The following is a 22,991-nucleotide window of genomic DNA, read 5'->3' as shown; positions in this document are numbered from 1 at the left end:
GCATCGACATCGGCGGCACCTTCACCGACTGCGTGGTTGCCGACGCGACCGGTGCATTGCGCGTGTTCAAGGCGCCGTCGACGCCCGGTTCCTTCGAGCGCGGTTTCATCGATGTCCTTGAAGTCGCGGCCGAGCATTACGGCCTCGATCTGCGCAGCTTCCTCGGCAGGGTCGAGTCCATCGTGCACGGCTCGACCGTTTCGACAAATGCGCTCGTCGAGGGCAAGACCCGGCCGGTCGGCTTCGTCACCAACGCCGGCTTCCCCGACACACTGACGCTGCGCGAGGCGCCGAGGAAGCGCTCCTTCGAATGGCGGCTGCGCTATCCCGAACCCTATGTGCCGCGCAACCGCACGTGTACCGTGCGCGGTCGGATCGCGGCCGACGGCAGCGAGCTTGTGCCGCTCGACGAGGCCGACGTCCATGCGGCGATCGCCCATTTCCGCAAGGTGGGCGTGGAGGCCGTCGGCGTCTGCTTTCTCTGGTCGATCGCCAACGGCGCGCACGAGCGCAGGGTGCGTGAGATCATCCGGGCCGAATGGCCGGGCGTCCCGGTCACGCTCAGCCACGAGCTCAACCCGATCCCCCGCGAATATCGTCGCGCGATCTCGGCGGTCATCGACGCCAGCCTGAGCCCGATCGTCAGCTCCTACGTGCAGGTCCTGCAGGAAGCCCTGCAGACGGCCGGCTACACGCGCGAACTGCTCATGGCAAACTGCGTCGGCGGCATGATGCCGCCCGACGAGATCGTCCGCAAACCGATCTACAGCGTGATGTCGGGACCGACGCTTGCGCCGATCGCCGCGCAGCACCTGACCGACGAGCAGGACGTCATCGTCGGCGACATGGGCGGCACGACCTTCGACGTGTCGGCGATCCGCGGCGGGCAACTGGTCGTCACCGCCGAAGCGATGATCGGCGACGATATGCTCGGCATCCCGAAGGTGGACGTCCGCTCGATCGGCGCCGGCGGCGGCAGCATCGCCTGGGTCGACGTCGGCGGGCTGTTGCGGGTCGGGCCGCAAAGCGCCGGCGCCCGGCCGGGGCCGGCATGCTACGGCCTCGGCGGCGAGGAACCGACGGTGACCGACGCCAATGTGGTGCTCGGCGTCATCGATCCGGATTATTTCCTCGGCGGCCGGATCAGGCTCGACCGGGCGGCGGCCGAGGCCGCGGTCCGGAAGATCGCGGACACCCTTTCGATCGGCCTGATCGACGCCGCCTATGCCATCCATACCACCAGCAATCACAACATGATCACCGCGATCGAAGACATCACGATCCGCGAGGGCATCAACCCGCGCGACAGCTATCTCGTATGCGGTGGCGGTGCCACGGCCTGCCATATCGGCGAAATGGCCTCGGTGCTGGGGATCAAGCGCCTGATGATCCCGAAATTCGCGGCGGGGCTGAGCGCGTTCGGCGGGCTGATCTCCGACGTCCGCTGGGAGGAAAGCGCAACACTTCACACCGATCAGCGGCGCTTCGACCTCGATGGCGTGAACAAGATCCTCGAAGGCTTGCGGCAACGTGGCGTCGCTTTTCTCGACAGGGCCGGCATCGCGCCCGAGGACCGGCGCTTCGCATATGTCTATCTCGGGCGCTACGAATATCAGTCGTGGGAGATCGAAGTTCCGTTCGAGCTCGACAGCGGCGCAATCGCGGCCTCGGACATCCAGCGGCTGGTGAAGGCGTTCCACGACACGCACTATCGCATCTACACGATCAAGGACGAGGACGACACGGTCGAGTTCACGACCTGGAAGGTGCGCGCCATCGGCGTCAACACGCAGCGTGCGCTGCATCTGAGGCAGTCCGCCACCGCCACGTCGGGTGCGGCGACACCGAAGTCGACCCGACCGGTCCACATCCATTCCCTTGGCGGCATGACGGATGTCCCGGTCTACGAAGGCGATACCCTCGGCGTCGGCGCTCGGATCGAGGGACCCGCCATCATCGAAGAGCAGACATTCACCAGTCTGTTGCTCGACCGGCAGAGCGCGGAGGTGGATGCCCTCGGCAATTATCTGGTGCGGTTGGGGTAGCGGGGAGAGGGACCATGGCGATCACGATCAACTGCGACATGGGCGAGGCGTTCGGCATCTACAAGATGGGCGACGACGAGGCCTGCATGCCCTTTGTGACCCACGCCAACGTCGCCTGCGGCTTTCACGCCTCCGATCCCAGGGTGATGTGGCGCACCGTCCGGGCGGCGAAGAAGCACGGCGTCGCGATCGGTGCGCATCCCGGCCTGCCGGATCGCGAAGGGTTCGGCCGGCGCGAGATCCGGCTCGGCCGCGACGAAACGGCCGCGATGGTGCTTTACCAGATCGGCGCCCTGCAGGGATTCCTTGCCGCCGAGGGCGTTGCCCTTAGCCATTTCAAGCCGCACGGCGCCCTGTTCGGCATGGCGATGAAGGACCCCGACGTCGCGAACGGGATCGCCGATGCCGCCGAGGTGTTCGGCGTACCGGTCATCGGCTTCGCCAACTGCGTCCAGGAGGACGTCTACAAGGAACGGGGAATACCCTATTCCTGCGAGTTCTATGCCGACCTCGACTACGACGACCGCGGCTGGCAGATCATCACCATGCAGCACGATCCAGTCACGCCGGCGGAAGCGGCGGCGCGCGTCATGCGCGCGGTCAACGAGGGCGTGACGCGGTCGGTCAACGGCAAGGACGTGCCGGTGCGCGCGGACAGCATCTGCGTGCACAGCGACACGCCCGGAGCCGTTGCCGTCGCGCAGGCGGTGTACGAGGCGCTCGGGCCGATGCTGAACCGCACGCTGACGCGATGATTTTCGACGAGCCGGTGTTCCGCCCGGGCGGAGACCGCTGCATCGAAGTCTATTTCGGCGACGAAATGAGCTTCGATCTGAACTTCCTGGTGCACAGTGTTTGCGGGCTCATACGCCAGGGCGGGATTGCTGGCATCATCGAGCTCATCCCGGAAATGGCCTCGATGCAGGTCAGCTACGACCCCGATCGCATCGCCTATGACGACGTGGTTGCCGAGATCATGGCGCTGTTCGGAACGATCGGCTCGCTGGAGGAGCTCGAACTCGACAGCCGGATGTTCTATGTGCCGACGCTGTATTTCGACCCCTGGACGCGGGAATGCGTCGACGACTATCGCGCCAAGATCGCCGAGAAGGAGTGGGACGGCGATTATCTGGTGCGTCTCAACGGTCTCACCGGGCTCGACCAGTTGCTGCGGGTGCATTCGGCGAGCGACTACTGGGTGGCCGCCCTCGGCTTCTGGCCGGGCCTGTGTTCGCTAATGCCGCTCGACCCGCGAAGCCGGCTGATCGCGCCCAAGTACAATCCGCCGCGGACGTGGACGCCCAAGGGCACGATCGGGCACGGCGGCGCGATCACCTGCATCTACCCGGACAGGACGCCCGGCGGCTATCAGATCTTCGCCCGCACGCCGATGCCGATCTGGGATCGCGACCAGCGCTTGCGGGCATTCCGGGAGTCGCTGGCGTTGTTTCGGCCCGGCGATCGCGTGCGGTTCGAGCCGATCGACCGGGAAGAGTTCGACTATATCGACGCGAAGGTGCGGGACGGCAGCTATGTCCACAACTGCGTCGAATACCAGCGCTTCTCGATCAAGAACTACCATGCCTGGCTGGCGACGATCGACGAGACGGAGCGTCCATTCTAGGGGGCCTTGCCGATGATCGAGGTTTTGGAGCCGGGTCTTGAGACCAGCGTGCAGGATTTTCCCGGACGGCTTGGCTATTGGGAGCAGGGCTTCCCGCCGTCCGGCCCCTTCGACATGTGGTCGCATCGGCTGGCCAACGTGCTGGTCGGAAATGGACAGGATGCGGCGACTCTGGAGTGCCAGTTTCTCGGTCCTCGGCTGAAATTCCAGCGCGACAGCGTCATCGCGGTCACCGGCGCCGACATGGCGCCGCGGCTCGACGGTATGGCCCTGCCGCTATGGGAATGCGTGGCCGTGCGTGCCGGCCAGGAGCTGCGCTTCGGTGCCGCGCAGGTCGGTGCGCGTGCCTACATCGCCATTGCCGGCGGCATCGACACGCCTCGGGTTCTCGGCTCGCGTTCGACATTCCACATGGCGGGCGTCGGCGGCATCGAGGGACACGCGCTGAAGGCCGGACAAGTCATTCCCGTCGGTGGGTCGGACGGCGCACCCGTCGGTGCCCGCGTGCGCGACGACCGCCGACCGGCGATCGACGGCGCGCGCGAATGGACGATCGAGGTGGTGGCCGGCCCCAACGACGACTGGATCGACGCCGCCGCCCACGCGATGTTCCTGTCCAGCCCGTGGACGTTGTCGGCAAAGAGCAACCGCACCGGGCTCAGGCTGAGCGGGCCCGAATGGACATTCTCCGAGGTCGCCACCAGCAAGCGGCCGGAGCACGGGCAGGATCCTTCGAACGTCCTCGATCACGGCTATCCGATGGGGGCGGTCAATCTTTGCGGTCAGACTCCGATCATCCTGGTCGTCGACGGTCCCAGCACCGGAGGATTCATCAATCCCTACACCGTTCCGTCCGCCGCGCTGTGGAAGCTCGCCCAGTCGCGGCCTGGCGACGTCTACCGGTTCACCGTGGTCACGGTCCAGGAGGCCCAGGCCATGCGGCGCCGCATCGATGGCTTCTGCACCGCGGAGTCGCTGGGCTGATGCCGGCGGGTGCCTCCGCCGCATTCCGGCATAGCCTCGGTACAGCCCCGGTAAAGCATTGTCGTCGTTGACGGTGTTGGGGGCAGATAGCGGGATGATCGATGGCGGCCAGCCCGGATAGCCAGGCGACACAATGGCGGATTGTCTGGCTCGTCTTCGTTGCAGGCGTTCTCGCCGCTGCGCAGATCGGCAAACTGCCACCCACCCTGACGCTGGTCCGCGCAGAGCTTGACGCCGGGCTGGTTCTCGGCGGGTGGATCGCCTCCACGATTTCGGTCGTCGGATTCGCGACGGGTCTCGTAGCCGGCGCGATCGCCGACCGTATCGGCATCGGCAGGGTCATCGCGTTCGGACTGCTGTCGCTGGCCGTTGGCAGTATTGCCGGCGCGCTGGCGACGAGCGCGGAATTGATGCTCGCCGCGCGCGCGATCGAGGGCCTGGGTTTCACCGCGACCACCGTAACAGGGACGGCAATCATCGCGCGGGCGACATCCACGCTCGACAGGAGGCGAGTGCTGGGATTCTGGTCGATCTACATGCCCGCGGGGTTCGCCGGCATGTTGCTGCTGTCCGCCGGCGCCGTCGACGCGCTGGGCTGGCGAGGCCTGTGGGTCCTGAACGCCGGTCTGTGCCTGGTCTGGGCGGCCGTGCTGTGGCGGACGCTTTCGCGCTGGTCGCCGGGTCGCGCGTCCTTCTCGTCCGCTCGGTCGATCCTGTCGGACATGGGGCATGTCGTGACCCGTGCCGGCGGCCTGTTGGTTGCCGGGGCCTATGCACTCTATGCGGCGCAGCACATTGCCCTGATGAGCTGGCTGCCGACCTATGTCGGGGAAGCCTACCATGTGGGGGCCTTGACGACGGCGGCCGTTCCCGCGCTCGTGCTCGCGTTCAATGCCGGCGGGAACTTTCTCGCCGCCCGCGCGCTCGGCCTCGGATGGCCGATCTGGCTGCTGCTCAGCATCGGGGCCGGCGGCATGGTCCTGACCGAGGCCGGGATCTATCTCAACGGCGCTGCGGGCCACCCGCTGTTGCATCTGGCATTCGCTGTCGGCTTCGGCGTCGCCGGAGGCCTCGTGCCGGCATCTTCCCTGGCGTCCGCGCCGGTCTATGCGCCCACCCTTGCGCAGGTCGGCGCGATGAGCGGGCTCATGGTGATGGCGACCAACGCCGGGCAGCTGTTTGGCCCGCCGGCGCTTGCCGCGGCGCGGATCGACGCCGGTGGCTGGATCGGCGCACTTTGGCTGATGCTGTGCATGTCGGCCGCCGGCCTCGTGTTGGCGTTGCTGTCCCGAGCCAGCGAGCGCCGGGTTGTCCGCACCGGCTGACGGCGCTGCGGGCGCGGGCCGGCCGGCATCCGGCGCGCGGAACAGCGCGCTGCCCGGACCGCAGATCAGAAGCGGTGGGTCGAGGTGCGGTTGCACGACACCGGCGGTGGGTTGATGCGGCGTCTTGACGCCGCTGGCGATCCGCCGGCGCGTGCCGCCAGCCCGTCGCATGGCATGCATGCGGCCGTCGACTATGCGGGATGACCATTCTGCCCATGTCGCGTCAGCATCGCAGCAACGACGATGCGTAAGGTCCCCAGAACTCAGGCGACACACTCAGCCGCCGGCCTCGGCCTGGGCGTCGATCTCGTCGAACAGCGCCTGGGCGATCCGCATCGCGTCCAGCGAGGCCGGCGCGCCGCAGTAGATCGCGCCCTGCAGCACGATCTCGACAATTTCCGCGCGGCTGACGCCGTTGTTCAGGGCGCCGCGGGCGTGGGCCTTGAACTCTGCCGGCCGGTTCAGCGCCATGGTCATGCCCAGGTTCAACACGCTGCGCAGGCGCCGGTCCAGGCCGGGCCGTCCCCAGATCTCGCCCCAGCACCACTCGGTGATCAGCTTCTGCAGCGGCGCCGAATAGTCGGTGGCGGCGGACAGCGACTTGTCGACATAGGCGTCGCCGAGAACCTCGCGGCGGATGGCGAGGCCGTGGTCGAACTTCTCGCCCTGGAATTCCGGGCGGCGGCTGGTCATGGCGATCCTCCGTTGTCAGGGCAGGGGCGGCCGCGCAAGCGCCATCAGCGGCGCCACGCGGTCGATGTCGGAAAGCCGCCACAGCGCCGCGGCGAGGCGGTCGGCATTCACGCCGGGCGCGCCGTGGCGGGCGAGCGCGGCGAACTTGGCGGAGAGGTCTGCGTCGGCGATCGGACGGCCGGGATTGCCCCGGCTCAGCGCCACCGCCGACTGGATCCGGCTGCCGTCGACCATCTCGGTCGCAACGCTCGCGGCCTCGACCGGCATGGTGTCGTCGGCCTCGACGGTCGCCACGCGAGCGGCGAGCGCCCGCACCGCGGGGTCGCGCACCGCCGCGTCGGCAAAGTCGGCCAGTCCGGCGGAGCCGCGCACCAGCGCGACGGCCGCCGCATGCTGGGCGCTGACCTGGGCCTCGCGACCGGTGACGACGCCGGGCCGGTCGGTGCGCGCCTTCAGCAGGGGGTTGCCGCGGACCCGGATCCGTTCCACGCGCTCGGCGGCGAAGGCCGGATCGGCCCGCAGGGCCAGGCAGGCATCGACGACCGGGTTCAGCACGACGCCGCAGGGATAGGGCTTGAGCATGACCTGCAACATTTCCCACCGGGTGCCGAGTTCGGCATCGATGCGTTCGGGCCGCGGCGCGTCGCAGCAGACGCGCAGGAATCCGCGCGGCCCCTCCAGCGGCCGGTCCGGGCCGGCGACTCCCGCCTGCGCCATCAACGCCGCCATCAGCCCGTTGCGCGCGGCGCCGCCGACACCGACGCTCTTGGCCATGTGGCCGAGCGTCTCGACCAGCCCGGCGGCCTGGGCCGCGGCATTGCCGAACGCCCACAGGGTGCGGGTGGCGTCGAGACCGAGCAGGCGGGATGCGGCAGCGGCGGCGCCGAACACGCCGCAGGTGGCAGTGATGTGCCAGCCGCGATCGTAGTGGCCCGGCGACACGGCGGTGCCGATCCGGCATGCCACCTCGATGCCGAGGGCGACCGCGTGGAGCAAGGCCGCGCCGCCGACCTCCCGCGTCTCGGCCAGCGCCAGCGCCGCCGGCAGCACCGGCGCGGTCGGATGGATGACCGTGCCGGCGTGGTTGTCGTCGAAGTCGAACACGTTGAGCGCGGCGGCATTGAGGAAGGCAGCCGTCGGCATGTCCGCCCGCACGTCCGTGCCGATCACCGTGGCCTGCGGGCTCGCCGAGAACGGCAGTACGGCCCGGGCGAGGTTGTGCAGCGCCTGGTCCGCCGCGCCGCCGATCGCGGTGCCGAAGCCGTTGAGCACGAGCCTGAGCACGTGGTCGCGGACGGCGACCGGCAGGTCGGCCGGGTCGGAGTCGGCGACGAAGGTCGCCAGCCTGCGCGACTGGCCGGGCTCGGTCACCGGATCAGCCTGCGACCTGGACGCCGGACCATTCCTCGATCGGCTTGATGATCTCGGTCAGGTCGGCGCTGCCGCCCAACCTGCCCTTGGCGATGGTCAGCAGCTGCCTGACCGCGCTGCCGACGATCATCGGCACCCCCTGCGCCTCGCTCTCCTCAAGGCAGAGGCGGACGTCCTTGGCCGACAGCTCGAGCGCGAAACCGAAGTCGAAGCTGCGGGTGAGCACGAATTTGGGAATCTTGGTCAGGGTGGCGTTGGAGGCGCCGCTGCCGGCATTGATGACCTCGACCAGCTTGGCCGGGTCGATCCCCGCCTTGGCGCCGAGCACCAGCGCCTCCGAGGCGATCGACAGTGCGGTCACCGACATCAGGTTGTTGATCACCTTGATGGTCTGGCCCATGCCCGGCTCTGCGCCGACGTGGAACACCCGGCCGAAGCATTCGAGGATCGGCCGGATCTCCTCCAGCACCGGTGCCGGGCAGGCGGCCATCAGCGCCAGCGTGCCCTTCTCGGCTCCGGCCACACCGCCGCTGACCGGGCAGTCGACTGCGGCGATGCCGGCGGCGGTGAGGCCCGCGGCGACCGCCTTGGCGACACGCGACCCGGTGGTCGAAAGGTCGACGACGATGCGCACGCTGCCGCCGGCACTCAGGCCATCGGCACCGAGTGCCACGGCCTCAACGATCTCCGGCGTCGGCAGCGAGACCAGAACCACCTCGCAAATGCCGGCGAGAGCGGCGGGGCTGGCGGCGCTGTCGGCGCCCGCTGCGGCCAGCGCCTCCACTGCGACGGGATTAGTGTCGAACACGGTCACCGAATGGCCGGCGTTCAGCAGGCGCCGGGCGAGCGGGGCGCCCATCCGGCCGATGCCGGCAAATCCGATCCTGGTGCCGCTCATGCCGACACTCCTCCCGTTCTGCAAGCGTTGGTCGCGATCCGGGCGTGCGTCAGGCGACCGGGTCCAGATCCAGGCGCACGATGTCGCCGACCCCGTCGAGGGCCGTCGGATAGCGCGTCAGCACCAGCGGGTCGTGGCCCGGAACGATGTGGCGCGGCGACGAGGCGAGGCGGCGCATGGTGTCGTAGCCTTCCAGCATCTCGGTGGCGCTCTCGACCACCGGGAAGGGGCGATATTGCTCGAAATTGGCATAGAAGTGAGCGGCGTCCGAGCCGAGCACGACCCAGCCGCGGCGGGTCAGCACGCGCACCGCCTGCAGGCCCCGGGTATGGCCGCCGATGCGATGCACGGTCAGGTTCGGCGCGACCTGCGATTCGCCGTCATGGAAGCTGACGCGGCCGGCAAACAGCCGCGCCAGCATGCTGGACACGTCGCCATAGTCGTAGGCGTGGCGCAGGAACGGGTGGCACATGCAGCGCCCGGTGCAATAGGCCATCTCCGCATCCTGCACGTGATAGCGCGCCTGCGGGAACAGGTCGTGGTTGCCGCAATGGTCGAAGTGCATGTGCGAGATGATCACGTCCTGCACGCTGTCGGGTTCGACGCCGATCATTTTCAGGCCTTCGCCGACCGGCCGCAGCAGGTCGCGCCGGCGCCGTTTGCCGGTTTCGGCGTCGAAGCCGGTGTCGAACACGAAGGTTCTGTCGCGGCCGACGATCGCCCAGACGAAATAGTCCAGCGGCATCGGACCGTCGTGCGGATCGCCGCCGATGAAGTTGGCGGCGGCATTGCGGTCGTGGTGGCCGTAGCGGACCGCGAAAAGCTCGTAGGTGTCGTCCATCGGGGCCTCCTTTCGTGCCGGCGCGGACTAGCTGGCAAGCCAGCCGGCCTCGACCGGCAGCGTCGCCCCCGTCATGTCGCGCGCGACCGGGCCGCACAGGAATACCAGCAGGTTCGACACGCTTTGCGGTGCGACGAAGTTGCCGCCGGGCTGCTTGCCCTCCAGAAAGATGCGCTCCGCCTGGCCGCGGTCGGTGTTGCGCTCGGCCATGATGCGCTCGACGCGGCCCTCGGTGCCAGGCGTCAGCACCGAACCCGGGCATATGCAGTGACAGGTCACGTCGCAGTCGAGATTCTCGAGGGCGACGGCGCGTGTCAGACCGAGCAGGCCCGATTTCGTCGCCACATAGCCGACCCGGTCGGTCGTTCCGCGCAGGCCATAGACCGACGCGATGTTGAAGATGCGGCCGAAGTTGTTTCGCCGCATCGAAGGCAGCAGGCGGCGGATGGCGAAGAAGGCGGCCGACAGGTTGACAGCCAGCGAGGCGTCCCAGGATTCGGTGGGGAAGTCGACGACCGACGCGAAATGGCGGACCACCGCATTGTTGACCAGGATGTCGATGCCGCCGAGGCTTTGGCTTGTACCGTCGACCAGGTCGTCGACGCCCGCCTGCGACGAAAGGTCGGCACTGCGATAGGCGACCTCGGCCCCGGTCTCCGCGGCAAGCTGCTGCCGCCGCGGCTCGACCTCGGCCGCCGGCGCCAGCCCGTGCAGCATCACCGCCGCGCCGGCGCGGGCGAGCCCTTCGGCACTCGTCAGCCCCAGGCCGCCGGTCGAGCCGGTGACCAGCGCGCGGCAGCCGTCCAATGCGCGGCCGGCCGCCTCATGCGCAGCCATGCGAGCCGCCCCGTCGTGCCCAGTGCGTGAACGACAATCGCGCCCATCCCCCGCTCCGCCGCCGGCCGCGGCGCGCCACCGCATCGGCAGCGGCGGTCGATCTGAGATGCCGGAAATCATGATACCGGTAACAATCGCCAACTATAGAACCGCACTGGAACCGATGCAACGGCCAACGGATCGGCCGTCCGCGACCGGGCGGGCTCAGGTGCTCTCGCGCTGGATGACCTCGAACTTCAGGTCGACGACGCTGCCGCGCAGGTGTTCGGCACCGTCCATGATGCGGCTGAGCAACATGCGTGCGGCCCGCTCGCCGATGTCGTGGCGGGGCAGGCGCAACGTGGTCATCGAGGGCGAGACGTGGCGCAGCAGGTCGACGTCGTCGAAGCTGGCGATGGCGATCCGCTCGGGCACGGCCCAGCCGCGCTTGCCGCACTCGAACAGCGCGCCGACCGCCAGCACGTCGCCGGCGCAGAACAGCGCGTCGACCTCCGGCACCGTCTGCACCACCCGGGCGACCAGCTCGGCGCCTGCAGCCAGGCCGCGCTCGGTCTCGACCACCAGTCGCGGGTCGTAGTCGTGGCCCAGCTTGGCCAGCGCGTCCTTGTAGCCCTGCAGGCGGTCCTGCGAGCGGTCGTTGTGCACGGAGTACAGCGAGGCGAAGGCGATGCGCCTGTAGCCGAGCCGGCCCAGGTGCGTGGTCATGGCGTAGGCGGCTTCGCGGTTCGAATAACTGACAACCATGTCAAGGGGTTGCGTCGGTATGTTGCCGGTCTCGACCACCGGCACGCCGGCCTTGGCGATGGCCTGGGCGGCACCCGGCGTGTGCTCGGTGCTGTGCAGCACAAGCCCGCTGACCCGATGGCCGAGAAAGACCGCGATCAGCTCTTCCTCCTCGTTCGGGTCATAGCCGGTCTCGGCAATCATCAGCTGGAAGCCGGAGCGCTTCAGCACCTCCGACAGCCCCTTGACGGTCTGCGTGTAGATCGAGTTGTCGATGCTGGGCACGATCAGGCCGATCGTCGTCGAACGGTTCGACGACAGGCTGCCGGCGAGATGGTTGGGCAGGTAGCCGATCTCGCGCACCGCGCGCAGCACGCGCTCGCGCATCTCGTCCGAGACCTTGCTCGGCTCCTTCAGCGCGCGCGAGACCGTCATCGTCGAAACCCCGGCCCGCATCGCGACGTCGCGCATCCGCGCGCTGCCGGTCCCGGCGCCGGCGCGGGCGGAGGAGCGCTTCGGCATGGCGAACTCCCTTCGAATTGCCGACGCTGATCAATAGCGCGTGAGACGACGCCAACAAGCGCTTTCCGCAGTTCGGCGTCAATTTTGTTGTTACCGGTATCAAATTGCGCTAGCTACCGGCCCATGCGAAAGCCGGATCGTCAAGCCGGCGTCGAGGGGGGGGGAGGCAGGCGGTGCATCCGTTGACCGGACTTGCCGAAGAGCAGGCGATGCTGCGCTACCTGGATGCGGCGCGCCAACTGCATGGCGACTTGCAGCGGGTGCTGACGCAGGTGTCCGGCTATGCACTGATGCTGATGACGTCGCGCGGGCCGCGGACCCTGCCCGATGCGCCGATCCTGGGCGCGGGCGCGGCGGCGGCGCGCGCCGCGGAGGCGGCCCGCGCGCTGGCGGTGCCATCGGGTGCCGGACATCACCACCACCATCTTCGCGCCGCCTGCGCGGCGGTAGCGCACGCATGCGCGGCGGCGACGACCTGCGCCGGACCGGTCGCGGCAGAGCGCGATCGCGACGGCTTGGTCGCGGCGCTGCAAGCCGCGGTCGGCCACCTGCATGCGGTGTCGCGGCTGATGCCCGGTTTCGAGCCGGTGAACTTCGCGCAGGCGTGCTGTGCCGCCCACGCGGCGCCCGCGCCCTAGACCGGCAACGACAGGCCCTGGGAGGAAGCGATGGCGGACTATTCGATCTGGGTGCTCGAGTACGCGGCGGTGGAGCTGTTCCCGTTCAACGTCATGCTCTACGGGCCGATGCACCAGGGCACCCGCAAGCTGCCCTATGCCTATGTGCTGATGAAGGGCAAGGGCGAGACCATCCTGATCGACACCGGCTACGACCATGTCAACTATGGCAAGACGCTGGCCGACAACTACGGCGTCTCGAACTACCACGGACCCCGCGTGGTGCTGGCCGAGTGCGGCGTCGCGCCCGAGGACATCACGGCCGTATTCGTCACCCACGCCCATTTCGACCACATCGGTGCGATCGATCATTTCCCCAACGCGCGCTTCTTCATCCAGAAGCGCGAGCTTGACCAATGGGTGTGGGCGCTGACGCTTGGGCCCGAGTTCCGGTTCCTGGTTGGCGGCGGCGACCCGGCCGACATCGTGAAGGCGGTCGCGGCGGCCAAGGAAGGGCGGATGGTGTTGATCGACGGCGATATGGAGGACGTGTTGCCGGGCATCGACGTCCACCTCGCCGCCGACAGCCACACCTATGGCAGCATGTATGTCACGGTGCGCAACGACGGCACCCGCGACGGCGAGGACAAGTGGGTGTTCGCCGGCGACCTGATCTACACGTACGACAACCTCACCGGGCTCGACCCTGCCAATCCCGAGATCGTCCCGATCGGGCTGGCGGTCGGCAGCCAGCACAACCTGCTGTTCGCCAGCGAGGCGATGCTCAAGTCCGTGGGCGGCGAGGTGCGACGCGTCATTCCGGTGCACGAGGATCGGCTGAAGACGGCGTTCCCGTCGCGGCTGACCGGCAGGGGATTGCAGGTGGTCGAGATCGCGCTGGCCGGCGGCGATACGTCCTGCGTGGCCTGAGCGGCCGCAGGGTCCGTCCCGCCGTCAGAGCTGGTCGGCGCCGGCGACGAAGCCGCCGCCGTCGATGACGACGGCCTGGCCGGTGATGAACGATGCGGCGTCCGAAGACAGGAACAGCACCAGCTGGGCGATCTCGGACGGGTCGCTGATGCGCCCCATCGGGATCATCGGCAGCACGGTGTCGCGCGCGGCCTGCTCGCTGCCGAACATGTCGGTGATCAGCGGCGTCATCACGGAGCCCGGCGCGATGGCATTCACCCGGATGTTCTTGCGCGCCACCTCCAGCGCCACCGAGTTGGTCAGGCCGATCACGCCCCACTTGCTGGCGCAGTAGACCGCCGTCGTCGCGAAGCCCATCACGCCGAACAGCGACGAGGTGTTGACGATGGCGCCGCCGCCCTTGGCGACCATGTGCGGCACCTGGTGCTTCAGGCCGTGAAAGATGCCCTTGAGATTGACGTCCATCAGGAAGTCGTAGTCGGCGTCCTCGAGTTCGTGCACCGGTGCCGTCTTGCCCGAAACGCCGGCGTTGTTGAATGCGACGTCGATCCGGCCGAAGCGGGCGAAGGCGTTTGCGTGCAGCCGCGCCATCGCGGCGCCGTCGCGGACGTCGGCCTCCTCGAACTCCGCCTCGACGCCGAGGTCGCGCAGGTCCGCGACCAGGCTGTCGCCCTGCGCCGCGCCGATTCCCGAGATGTAGAGATTTGCTCCCGAGCGCGCGAAGGCGAGGGCGGTGGCGCGGCCGATGCCCGTGGTCGCCCCGATCAACAGGACGCCTTTGCCGGAGAAATCATAGGTGACCTGCATTGCCTTCCCCCCTCGTTCGCGCCGGCACCCGGTCGCGGTGCGCATTTTCGGCCCAGATAGCCCATACTTGGTACCGATAACAAGAATATTGATGCATCGGGCCGATCGGCGCGCCGCTGGCATGGCGTCGCCGATCCGTGCGCGCCGTTCGCCCGCCGTGTCGCAATCTTGGTTGCCCGGCCGCACTCGGACGACCGGGACTGCCTGCGTAGAGGCGGAAATGCAGGACAAAACGCCGGGAGTCCGGGAGATTGGCTGTATTTGTCGCGGCGGCGCGGCGCGCTTCATCCACCGTCGGTGCACACCGTTGGCCGGGTTGCGAACCGCGGCACGTCGCCGCCACAGACGTCTTGCCAGACTTCGGCTTCTACGGCATGATACCGGTACCAAACGTGGTGTGCCGATCCAGGAGCACTGCCGCGGCCGGAGCCGCCGGGCGGTCGTGCGACCGGCAGGGTCGCGTCTGGCTGACACGAGGTGACCGGGGGCTCGGGGGACGTCGCCGCCAAAAGGAATGGGCGCCCAAGGGGCCCAGCGGCAGCACATCAGGGAGAGGAAACTGGGCATGAACAAATTGCTGCTCGCCACGGCGGCGGCCGGCGCGCTGATTGCCGCCACCGCCGTCTCGGCGCAGGCCAAGACGCTCGGCATCGTCGCGCTGCTGGCAAACGACGCGCTGAACATCGCAGTGATCAACGGCGCGACAGATGCCGCGACCGCGGCCGGTTGGGACGTCAGCGTGATCGACACGCAGGCCAGCGCCGACCAGGCCAATGCCGCGATGAACACGTTCGTCGCCCAGGGCGTCGACGCGATCTTCACCCTGGCCTATGCCTCCAGCTCGCTCGGCTCCGGCATCGCCGCGGCGCGCGGGGCCGGCATTCCGGTGGCTGCCTGGGGCGGCGAGATCGTCGACGGGGTCGTGGTGACCACCAGCGGACAGCAGGTCGGCGACGATTCCGTCAACTACCTGCTTGCCACCGTGGGCGATACCGCCAACATCCTCGCGCTGACCTTCCACCCCGGCAAGCTCTGCATCGATCGCGGCGTCGGCTTCGACGAGGGCATCGCCGGCAAGGACGGCATCAACGTCGACTATGCCGAGGTCGTGGTCCCCGGCCAGGTGCAGTTCGGCAACGCCACCGCCGCGGCCTGGCTGACGGCGCACCCCGGCACCGACGGCGTGCCGCTGGGGATCTGGTCCTGCTGGGACGAGCCGACCACCGGCGCGGTCGCCGCGCTGCGGCAGGCCGGCCGGACGGACGTGGTGACGGTCTCGATCAACGGCAGCCTGCAGGCGCTGGACCTGGTGAAGAACGGCTACATGACCGCCACCGTCTGGCAGCCGGCCTATGAGGAGGGCAAGCAGGTCTTCGAGGCCATCCTGGCGGCGATCGACGCGGGCGACGCGTGGGAGCCGAAGGTCATCTCGATCCCGGGCGTGGTGGTGACCCAGGACAACGTCGAGGCGTTCCTGGCAGAACATCCGGATGGCATGTGAGACCGCGACGGAGCAGTCGGCGTCGGGGGAGGCATCCGCGTCCCCCGGCGCCTGGATGCAGATCCGCGGACTGACCAAGCTGTTCGCCGGCGAGCTGGCGCTCGACAACGTCGACCTCGATGTCGAACGCGGCAGGGTTCATGGGCTGGTCGGCGCCAACGGCGCCGGCAAGTCGACGCTGATCCGCTGCCTTGCCGGCGTGACCGTCCCCAACCGGGGCAGCATCGCCATAGCCGGCCACGAGTTGCACCGGGGATCGCCGCAGGCGTCGGAGCGTGCCGGGCTGGCGTTCATCCATCAGGAACTGAACCTGATTCCGCAGTTCAGCGCGCTGCAGAACATGCTGCTCGGCGCGCCGAAGGTCACGCGCCTGGGGCTGATCGACTGGCGCCGCTCCGGCGGCGGTGCCCGTGCCGCCGCCGAGCGCGTCGGCATCCGCTTTCCGCTGGAGACGCGGGTCGCCGATCTGTCGGTGGCCGAGCGTTGGCTGGTGATGATCGGCAAGGCGCTGGCGCGCGACGCGGCGATGATCGCGATGGACGAGCCCACCGCCTCGCTGTCGGGGCCGGAAAGCGAGCAGTTGTTCTCCATCGTGCGCGACCTCGCCGCTCAGGGCGTGGCGATCCTCTATGTCTCGCATCGCCTGGAAGAGGTGCTGAGCCTGTGCGACCGGATCACCGTGCTGCGCGACGGCCGCGTCGCGGCCGAGGCCGAGCGCGGCGCGCTCGACAAGAAAGGCCTGGTGCGCGCCATCATCGGCCATGACGTGCGGACGGTCCGCGACACCGATCGGGTGACCGCCGACCGGTCGCAGCCGCCGCTGTTCGCGGTCCGCGACGTCTCATGGAAAGACCGGGTCAGGACTGTGAGCTTCGAGCTGTTCCGCGGCGAGGTGCTGGCGCTCGGCGGCCTCGTCGGCGCCGGCCGCACGGAACTGGCGCACCTGATCGCCGGCGTCACCCGGCCCGATGCCGGGCACTTCGAGCTGAACGGCAAGCGGCTGCGGGTGGCGGGCGAGGCGGGCGCGATCGACGCCGGCATCGCGCTGGTGCCCGAGGAGCGGCGCTCGCAGGGACTGATGCTGCAACAGCCGGTCGGCTTCAACATCAACGTGGCGACGCTGCGCCGCATCCGGGCCCTGCCCGGCCTGCCGTTCGTCTCGGCCCAGAAGGCACGGCGCCAGGCCGAGCGCCTGATCGGCGAGCTGGGCATCAAGACGCCGTCCGCGCTGGTGAAGATCGCCGGGCTCTCAGGCGGCAACCAGCAGAAGGCGCTGATCGCGCGCTGGCTGCCGGCAGGCATGCGCCTGCTTATTCTCGACGAACCCTCCCGCGGCGTCGACGTCGGGGCGCGCGAGGAAATCCACGCGTCGATCCGCGCGCTGGCGCGCGACGGCGTCGGCATCCTGGTGATCTCGTCCGACGTCGAGGAACTGGCGCTGCTGGCGGACCGCGTGCTGGTCATGCGCGAGGGGCGGCTGACGGGCGAGCTGACCGGGTCGGATATCACCGAGGCGGCGATAATCGAGCTCAGCTACCACGACGCACAGGAAAACGGAGACCAAGCGTGATGGCCGAAGTGGGGATGGCGGCGGAGGAGCTGCGCGCTCAGCGACGGGCGTCGACGAAGCGCAAGGCGCTGATCCTGCTGTCGCGCTACGGCACCATCGTCGGCCTGCTGCTGATGATCGTGGTCTTCGGCCTGAACGCGCCCGACATTTTCCTGTCGCGCGCGAACCTGATCAACATCCTCAGCCAGGCCTCGCTGACCGCCATCATCGCCAGCGGGCTGACCTACACGCTGGTGGTCGGCGAGTTCGATCTCAGCGTCGGCTTCGTCGCCAGCTTCGTCGGCTTGATCGTCACCGGGCTGATGGCGCACGAAGGGCTGCCGATCTGGCTCAGCATCGTGCTGGCGCTCGCGGTCGGCTCGGGCATCGGCGGCATCAACGGCGTACTGGTGACGAAGATCCGCATCAATGCGGTGATCACCACGCTGGGCATCGGCACAATGCTGTCCGGCATCGGCTTCACCTACAGCCAGTTCCCGATCGCTTCGGGCATCCCCTTCGCGTTCACCGACATCGCGCTGAGCCGCCCGATCCTCGACCTGCCGAGCCCGGTGCTGATCATGGCGCTGGTACTGGTGGTACTGTGGATCATCCTCAACAAGACCGATTTCGGCCAGCGCATGCAGGCGGTCGGCGCCAACATCGAGGCGGCGCGGCTGTCGGGAATCCGGGTCGACCTGGTCAAGATCCTCGCCTTCGTCACCGCGGGCTTCTGCGCCGCGCTGACCGGGGTGCTGCTGTCGGCGCTGCTGGGCAGCGGCACGCTGGGCGCGGCGGACGGCTATCTGCTCGATGCGTTCGCCGCCGTCTTCCTCGGCTCGGCGACGTTGAAGGAGGGCGAATTCCATATCGTGGGCACGCTGATCGGCGTGCTGATCCTCGCGGTCGGCTTCAACGGCCTCAGCATCTTCGGCGCGCCGACCCATTTCCAGCCGATCTTCAAGGGCGGGATCCTGATCCTCGCGGTCGGCATGTCGGCCCTCGCGCGCCGCTATGCCGCCAGCCTGTGACGGCCAAAGGGCGCGGACTGGGCAACGCGGCACCGGCGCGGCGGCGCAGCGGGCCGCGCCTCAGGGAAGCTGGCCGCCGAAATAGTCGGGGAACTTCCTGCGGATCTCCTCGGAGGCGGCCAGCGTGCCGGAGAGATGAGCCCGCACCGCGCCTTCGGCCGCCGCCTCGTCGCGATTGCGGATCGCGCGCAGGATCTGTTCGTGCTGCTGCACCACCTCGGTCAGCTTGCCGGGGTCGGGCAGGTTGAGGCGCCGCAACCGGTCGATATGGCCGCCGCGCGCGGCGACGATGTGGTAGAGGCGGGCAACCCCGGCGGCCTCGAACAGCGACAGGTGGAACAGCCCGTCCAGCGCGGTGAATTCCCCGATGTCCTTGTCTTCGCCGGCGAGGCGCTGCATGCGCAGGATGCGGCCGGCCGGCACCAGCGCCTCGGCGGCTGCGTTGCGCGCCAACGCCCGCGCGACCTCGATTTCCACGCTGCGGCGCAGGAACTGCGTCTCGCGCGCGTGCTCCAGGTCGATCCGTGAAACCACCGTCCGCGACTGCGGATAGGATATCACCAGGCCGTCATGCGCCAACTTCTGCAGCGCATCGCGCACCGGCGCCTGGCTGACGCCGTAGGCCTCGGCGACCTCGTTGCGCGAGACCTTGGCATTGGGCTTCAGGTCGAGGCTGAGGATTCTGGCGCGCAGGCCGGCATAGATCCGGTTCGCGGCGGAGCCCCGCGGCGCCGACGTCGACGATTCGCGCGCTTCTTCCAGCAGCGCTGCCGACAGGGTGCTAACCGGCATGGTGGGGCCCCGGGTTTCGCGTCATTACATCAGCAGTGCCGGCAGGAGCAGGCTCAGGTCTGGGAAGGCGACCAGCAGCGCAAAAAACACGGCGAAGGCCGCAAAGAACGGGATCGCGGCGACGGTGTATTCGCCCGTCTTGGTGTCCAGGATGCCGCAAACCGTGAACATGATCACCCCGACCGGCGGCGTGAGCCCGCCGAAGTTGACCAGCGTCACCATCAGGATGCCGAGATGGACGGGATCGTAGCCGGCACTGACCAGCACCGGCATCACGATCGGCGTCACCAGCAGGATGTTGGCGGCGCCCTCCAGGAACATGCCGCTGATGACCAGCACGGCGACGATGAGCATCAGCGTGACCAGCGGGTCGGCGGTCAGGGTGGTCACGAACTCGGTGATGTTCTGCGGCGCGCGCTCGATAGTGACGGCATAGCCCAGCACCGCCGCCATCATGATCAGCAGCATGATCATGCCGAGGTCGCCGACCGAGCTGCGGAACGCCTCGTACATCTTCGCGAAGCTGAGCTCGCGATACACCAGCACGCCGACCGCCAGCGCATAGAAGACCAGGAAGACGCCGGCCTCGGTGGCGGTGAAGAAGCCGAACCGGAAGCCGACGATCAGGATGATCGGGAACATCAGCGACCAGATGCTGTCGACGAAGCTGGTGCCGAGCTCGCGCGCGGTCGGGCGCCGCTGCAGGTCGGGCCGGTAGCCGCGGCGCTTGGCGACGATCCAGCAGGTCGCCATCAGCACGATCGTCAACAGCACGCCGGGCAGGATGCCGGCCAGGAACAGCCGGCCGATCGAAACCTCGTTGATGTAGCCGAACAGGATCAGGCCGATGCTCGGCGGAATCGTCGCCGTGATGATCGAACCGAAGGCGAGGATCGCCGCCGTGATGCCACGGGAATAGCCCTGCGCCGCCATGCCTGGGCCGAGCAGCCGCGATTCCATCGAGGCATCGGCGACCGCCGAGCCGGAGACCCCGCCCATCATCAGGCTGAGCACGATCGAGACCTGGGCCAGGCCGCCGGCCATCCACCCGCTCAACAGCCGTGCGAAGCGAATGAGCCGCTCGGTGATGCCGGTCACGTTCATCAGGTTGCCGGCGAGAATGAAGAACGGCACCGCGAGCAGCGGGAAGTTCTGCGTCGCCGTGACCATCTTCTGCAGCACCACGGTCGGCGGCATCGTGCCGGTCAGCGTGAACACCGGAATGGCGGCCAGCGCCAACGCGAAGGCGATGGGCAGGCCGACAACCAGGAAGACGGCGAACAGGATGGCGATCAGCGCGAGCATCAGGAGGTACCGCGCATTTCTGCGATGGCATGCCACAGCTTGACCGCAAGCGTCCGCAGCATCAGCGCCAGTCCGAACGGCATCGCCGCGTGGACCAGGGACGCATTCATCTGCGTCGCGCCGATCAGCCGCGGGTGCATCAGGCCGGTGTTGATCACGGCATAGACCAGCAGGAAGCCGAGCAGGGCGATGAGTACGAGCAGATTGCCGATCACGACGATCCGGCGGGCGCGCGTGCCGAGCCGGTCGAGCAGCACCGACAAGCCGAAGTGACGGTCGTGCTGCATGGCGAGATCGGCGGCCAGCATGCACTCCCAAACGAACAGCAGCTGCGCGATCTCGACCGACCAGATGATCGGCGCACCCAGGGTGCGGGCGACCGAGGCCACGCCGACCAGGACGACGATCGCCGCGAGAATGGCGATGGCACAGGCAAACTCCACGCGCCGATACATGGGGGGATCGTGCCTGTCGAATGCCTGTGCCTGTGCCTGTGCCGGCCGTCAGCGGGCCAGAACGTCCCTGACGATCCCCGCTTCCGCAGTCAGATCGAGCAGTTCGTAGACGCCGGCAACCGCCTCCTTGAACGGGGCGAGGTCGACCTCGCGAACCTCGACGCCGGCGGCGGCGACGTCCTGCAGGGCTTTCTCGCCCAGCTCGATGGTGAGGCCGGAGGCATAACGCCCGTTCTCGACCGCGAGACTGCGCACGATCGCCTGGTTCTCCGGTGTGATCTCGTCCCAGGTGTCCTTGCCGATCACCAGCGCGGTCACCAGCTGGATATGCCCGGTCAGCGTGACGTTGCTGACGACCTCATACAGCTTGGCGCCCCAGATCGCGGTCGGCTGCGCCTCGGCGGCGTCGAGCGTTCCGGTCTGCAGGGCGGAGTAGACCTCGCCCCACGGCATCGGGGTCGGCTCCGCACCCATCGCGCGGATGGTCTCGATCCATACCGGCGCGCCGATCGTGCGCATCCGCACCCCGGCCAAGTCGGCCGGCGTCTCGATCGGCATCTGGGTGAGCGCGTGACGCGCACCCTGGTACCAGTTCGAGGCGAGCATGACGATGCCGGCTTCCTCCGCCAGCTGGTCGCCCCAGGCCAGGTATTCCGGCGAGATCGCGAACCTGTCCGCATCGTCGTAGGTGTCGAACAGGAACGGCGCCGACATGATCGCCAGCGACGGCACGAAGCTGGAAAGCCGGGCCACGTCGGTGACCGTGCCGACGTTGGCGCCGGCGCGGGCCTGGTCCAGCATCTCTGTGGTGTCGCCCAGCTGCGAGTTGTGGAACACCTCGACCAGGACCTCGCCGTTGGTGGCGGCCTCGACCTCGGCCTTGAAGCGCTCCAGTCCCTGTCCCATCGGGTCGTCGGGCGCCAGCACGGTGCCGATGCGCAGCGTCGTCTGCGCTTCGGCGGGCGCCGCCAGCACCAGGACCGACGCCAACACCGCCGGAATACCCAGCAATTCCAATCGTTTGACCATTGGAGTTCCTCCCAGTCGTATTATTGTAGACTAATATATTAGTCGCACCGTGCGCGTGGCGGTGTCAACAGGCTTGGGTCGCCGAATTGGCCGGCTCCGGCCGGGCGGCAGGCGAAGAGGGACGCAGCCGCGCGGTCCGTGGTCCGTCGTTGCGAGCCGCCGAAGGCGGCGCGGCAGTCCGGCGAAGCGGCCCGTTGCAGCGGTCCTGGATCGCCACGTCGCTGCGCGCCTCGCGATGACGGAGTGGCCGTACATCGCGGGCGGTTGCAAGGCGAGGTGACACCTGCCGGCGGCGGCCGTCTCGGCGTGAAGCAGGCGGCCGTCGTCCGGCAGCTCTGTTTGGGGGGCGAGGGCTACCGCCCGTTGGCCTGGCGCCAGGCGGCGAATGCGCGCAGGTTGGCCTCGTCGGTCGGCGGATAGAGGCCGACGATGCTGCAGCCGGCCCGCACCTTCTCGACCACGAAATCCTCATAGGCGGTCATTTCCACAGCCTCGGTCGCGATCTCGTCCGCCAGGTGCTGCGGAATGACGATCACGCAGTCGTCGTCGCCGACCAGGACGTCGCCCGGAAACACCGCCACGTCCCCGCAGGCGATGGGAACGTCGAGGTCGATGGCCTCGTGCAGCGTCAGATTGGTCGGGCTCGACGGCCGGTTGTGGTAGGCGGGGATGTCGAGCTCGGCGATCCGGTGCGCGTCGCGGAACCCGCCGTCGGTCACCACGCCGGCACCGCCGCGCTGCATCAGCCGCGTGACCAGAATGTCGCCCGCCGAGGCTGCGCGCGGGTTCTTGCGGCTGTCCATCACCAGCACGTGGCCCGCCGGGCAGGTCTCGATGGCCTTGCGCTGCGGATGGTCCGGGTTGCGGAACACGTCCATCGTGTTGCGGTCCTCGCGCGCCGGCACATAGCGCAGGGTGTAGGCGGGGCCGACCATGTTGCGGCCCTTGGGCGCCACCGGGCGCACATCCTGGATAACCTGATTGCGCAGACCGCGCTTGAACAATGCGGTCGACAGCGTCGCGACGGAGACGCCGGCGAGCCTGGTCCTGGTGTTCGGGTTCATTCTGCGCTCTGGAAAAGTTCGAAGTGGGCGGGACGGCGGGTCGCCGAC

At 68.5% G+C, this 22,991-nt stretch carries 22 protein-coding genes; 10 read left to right on the top strand and 12 right to left on the bottom strand.

The window, feature by feature from the left end:
• Positions 1-32: 32 nt before the first annotated feature.
• The 5 genes from R3F55_01250 to R3F55_01230 all read left to right on the top strand — a co-directional run bounded on the left by R3F55_01250 (position 33) and on the right by R3F55_01230 (position 5,978).
• Complete coding sequence (locus tag R3F55_01250) at positions 33-2,045, top strand: hydantoinase/oxoprolinase family protein (GenBank protein MEZ5666067.1); 2,013 nt, start codon at positions 33-35, stop codon at positions 2,043-2,045.
• A gap of 14 nt (positions 2,046-2,059) precedes the next feature.
• Positions 2,060-2,800, top strand: a complete 741-nt coding sequence (gene pxpA, locus R3F55_01245; GenBank protein ID MEZ5666066.1) for a 5-oxoprolinase subunit PxpA — start codon at positions 2,060-2,062, stop codon at positions 2,798-2,800.
• On the top strand, positions 2,797-3,669 hold the full coding sequence (locus tag R3F55_01240; GenBank protein ID MEZ5666065.1) for an allophanate hydrolase subunit 1: 873 nt from the start codon (positions 2,797-2,799) through the stop codon (positions 3,667-3,669). Before pxpA ends, R3F55_01240 begins: the two co-directional genes overlap by 4 nt.
• 12 nt (positions 3,670-3,681) lie before the next feature.
• The gene (locus R3F55_01235; GenBank protein ID MEZ5666064.1) at positions 3,682-4,653 is read left to right on the top strand and encodes a biotin-dependent carboxyltransferase family protein; all 972 of its coding nucleotides are present in this window, start codon (positions 3,682-3,684) and stop codon (positions 4,651-4,653) included.
• A gap of 101 nt (positions 4,654-4,754) precedes the next feature.
• Complete coding sequence (locus R3F55_01230) at positions 4,755-5,978, top strand: MFS transporter (protein MEZ5666063.1); 1,224 nt, start codon at positions 4,755-4,757, stop codon at positions 5,976-5,978.
• Between the two features lie 276 nt (positions 5,979-6,254).
• Here the strand turns inward: R3F55_01230 and R3F55_01225 are convergent, their stop codons facing one another.
• The 6 genes from R3F55_01225 to R3F55_01200 form a co-directional block, all read right to left on the bottom strand.
• The gene (locus R3F55_01225) at positions 6,255-6,671 is read right to left on the bottom strand and encodes a carboxymuconolactone decarboxylase family protein (GenBank protein ID MEZ5666062.1); all 417 of its coding nucleotides are present in this window, start codon (positions 6,669-6,671) and stop codon (positions 6,255-6,257) included.
• 15 nt (positions 6,672-6,686) lie between these two features.
• On the bottom strand, positions 6,687-8,042 hold the full coding sequence (locus R3F55_01220; protein ID MEZ5666061.1) for an MmgE/PrpD family protein: 1,356 nt from the start codon (positions 8,040-8,042) through the stop codon (positions 6,687-6,689).
• 4 nt (positions 8,043-8,046) lie between these two features.
• On the bottom strand, positions 8,047-8,940 hold the full coding sequence (locus tag R3F55_01215; GenBank protein MEZ5666060.1) for an NAD(P)-dependent oxidoreductase: 894 nt from the start codon (positions 8,938-8,940) through the stop codon (positions 8,047-8,049).
• Between the two features lie 49 nt (positions 8,941-8,989).
• Entirely contained in the window at positions 8,990-9,781 is a 792-nt protein-coding gene (locus tag R3F55_01210) for an N-acyl homoserine lactonase family protein (GenBank protein ID MEZ5666059.1), read from the bottom strand.
• Positions 9,782-9,808: 27 nt separating this feature from the next.
• The gene (locus tag R3F55_01205; protein ID MEZ5666058.1) at positions 9,809-10,618 is read right to left on the bottom strand and encodes an SDR family oxidoreductase; all 810 of its coding nucleotides are present in this window, start codon (positions 10,616-10,618) and stop codon (positions 9,809-9,811) included.
• Between the two features lie 204 nt (positions 10,619-10,822).
• Positions 10,823-11,863 (bottom strand): LacI family DNA-binding transcriptional regulator, encoded by a 1,041-nt coding sequence (locus R3F55_01200; protein ID MEZ5666057.1) that lies wholly within the window; start codon positions 11,861-11,863, stop codon positions 10,823-10,825.
• A gap of 173 nt (positions 11,864-12,036) precedes the next feature.
• On the opposite strand from R3F55_01200, the gene R3F55_01195 reads away from it, so the two are divergent.
• Together R3F55_01195 and R3F55_01190 are read left to right on the top strand one after the other, a co-directional pair.
• On the top strand, positions 12,037-12,501 hold the full coding sequence (locus tag R3F55_01195) for a hypothetical protein (GenBank protein ID MEZ5666056.1): 465 nt from the start codon (positions 12,037-12,039) through the stop codon (positions 12,499-12,501).
• A 30-nt stretch (positions 12,502-12,531) separates the two neighbouring features.
• Positions 12,532-13,410, top strand: coding sequence for an N-acyl homoserine lactonase family protein (locus R3F55_01190; GenBank protein ID MEZ5666055.1), 879 nt, complete (start codon positions 12,532-12,534; stop codon positions 13,408-13,410).
• Positions 13,411-13,434: 24 nt separating this feature from the next.
• Here the strand turns inward: R3F55_01190 and R3F55_01185 are convergent, their stop codons facing one another.
• Positions 13,435-14,217: an SDR family NAD(P)-dependent oxidoreductase gene (locus R3F55_01185; GenBank protein MEZ5666054.1), complete on the bottom strand. Its 783-nt coding sequence runs from the start codon at positions 14,215-14,217 to the stop codon at positions 13,435-13,437.
• 565 nt (positions 14,218-14,782) lie between these two features.
• On the opposite strand from R3F55_01185, the gene R3F55_01180 reads away from it, so the two are divergent.
• From R3F55_01180 to R3F55_01170, 3 genes are read left to right on the top strand one after another with little or no spacing between them, the layout of a single operon-like run.
• Positions 14,783-15,718 carry a sugar ABC transporter substrate-binding protein gene (locus tag R3F55_01180; protein ID MEZ5666053.1) on the top strand — a complete coding sequence of 312 codons (936 nt, stop codon included), beginning with the start codon at positions 14,783-14,785 and terminating at the stop codon, positions 15,716-15,718.
• 55 nt (positions 15,719-15,773) lie between these two features.
• Positions 15,774-17,288: a sugar ABC transporter ATP-binding protein gene (locus R3F55_01175; protein MEZ5666052.1), complete on the top strand. Its 1,515-nt coding sequence runs from the start codon at positions 15,774-15,776 to the stop codon at positions 17,286-17,288.
• The gene (locus R3F55_01170) at positions 17,288-18,298 is read left to right on the top strand and encodes an ABC transporter permease (GenBank protein ID MEZ5666051.1); all 1,011 of its coding nucleotides are present in this window, start codon (positions 17,288-17,290) and stop codon (positions 18,296-18,298) included. Before R3F55_01175 ends, R3F55_01170 begins: the two co-directional genes overlap by 1 nt.
• A 60-nt stretch (positions 18,299-18,358) precedes the next feature.
• Here R3F55_01170 and R3F55_01165 read toward each other — a convergent pair whose 3' ends face one another.
• The 5 genes from R3F55_01165 to R3F55_01145 form a co-directional block, all read right to left on the bottom strand.
• Positions 18,359-19,090: a GntR family transcriptional regulator gene (locus R3F55_01165; GenBank protein ID MEZ5666050.1), complete on the bottom strand. Its 732-nt coding sequence runs from the start codon at positions 19,088-19,090 to the stop codon at positions 18,359-18,361.
• Positions 19,091-19,114: 24 nt separating this feature from the next.
• Positions 19,115-20,395, bottom strand: a complete 1,281-nt coding sequence (locus R3F55_01160; GenBank protein MEZ5666049.1) for a TRAP transporter large permease — start codon at positions 20,393-20,395, stop codon at positions 19,115-19,117.
• Positions 20,395-20,850 carry a TRAP transporter small permease subunit gene (locus R3F55_01155; GenBank protein ID MEZ5666048.1) on the bottom strand — a complete coding sequence of 152 codons (456 nt, stop codon included), beginning with the start codon at positions 20,848-20,850 and terminating at the stop codon, positions 20,395-20,397. Before R3F55_01155 ends, R3F55_01160 begins: the two co-directional genes overlap by 1 nt.
• A 48-nt stretch (positions 20,851-20,898) precedes the next feature.
• Complete coding sequence (locus R3F55_01150; GenBank protein ID MEZ5666047.1) at positions 20,899-21,879, bottom strand: C4-dicarboxylate TRAP transporter substrate-binding protein; 981 nt, start codon at positions 21,877-21,879, stop codon at positions 20,899-20,901.
• 353 nt (positions 21,880-22,232) lie between these two features.
• Positions 22,233-22,943, bottom strand: coding sequence for a ribonuclease activity regulator RraA (locus R3F55_01145; GenBank protein MEZ5666046.1), 711 nt, complete (start codon positions 22,941-22,943; stop codon positions 22,233-22,235).
• Positions 22,944-22,991 lie beyond the last annotated feature (48 nt).

This window comes from Alphaproteobacteria bacterium (assembly GCA_041396705.1).
Taxonomy (GTDB): domain Bacteria; phylum Pseudomonadota; class Alphaproteobacteria; order CALKHQ01; family CALKHQ01; genus CALKHQ01.
The sequence above is the reverse complement of the archived record's forward strand: the minus strand, read 5'-3'. Positions and strand labels throughout refer to the sequence as shown.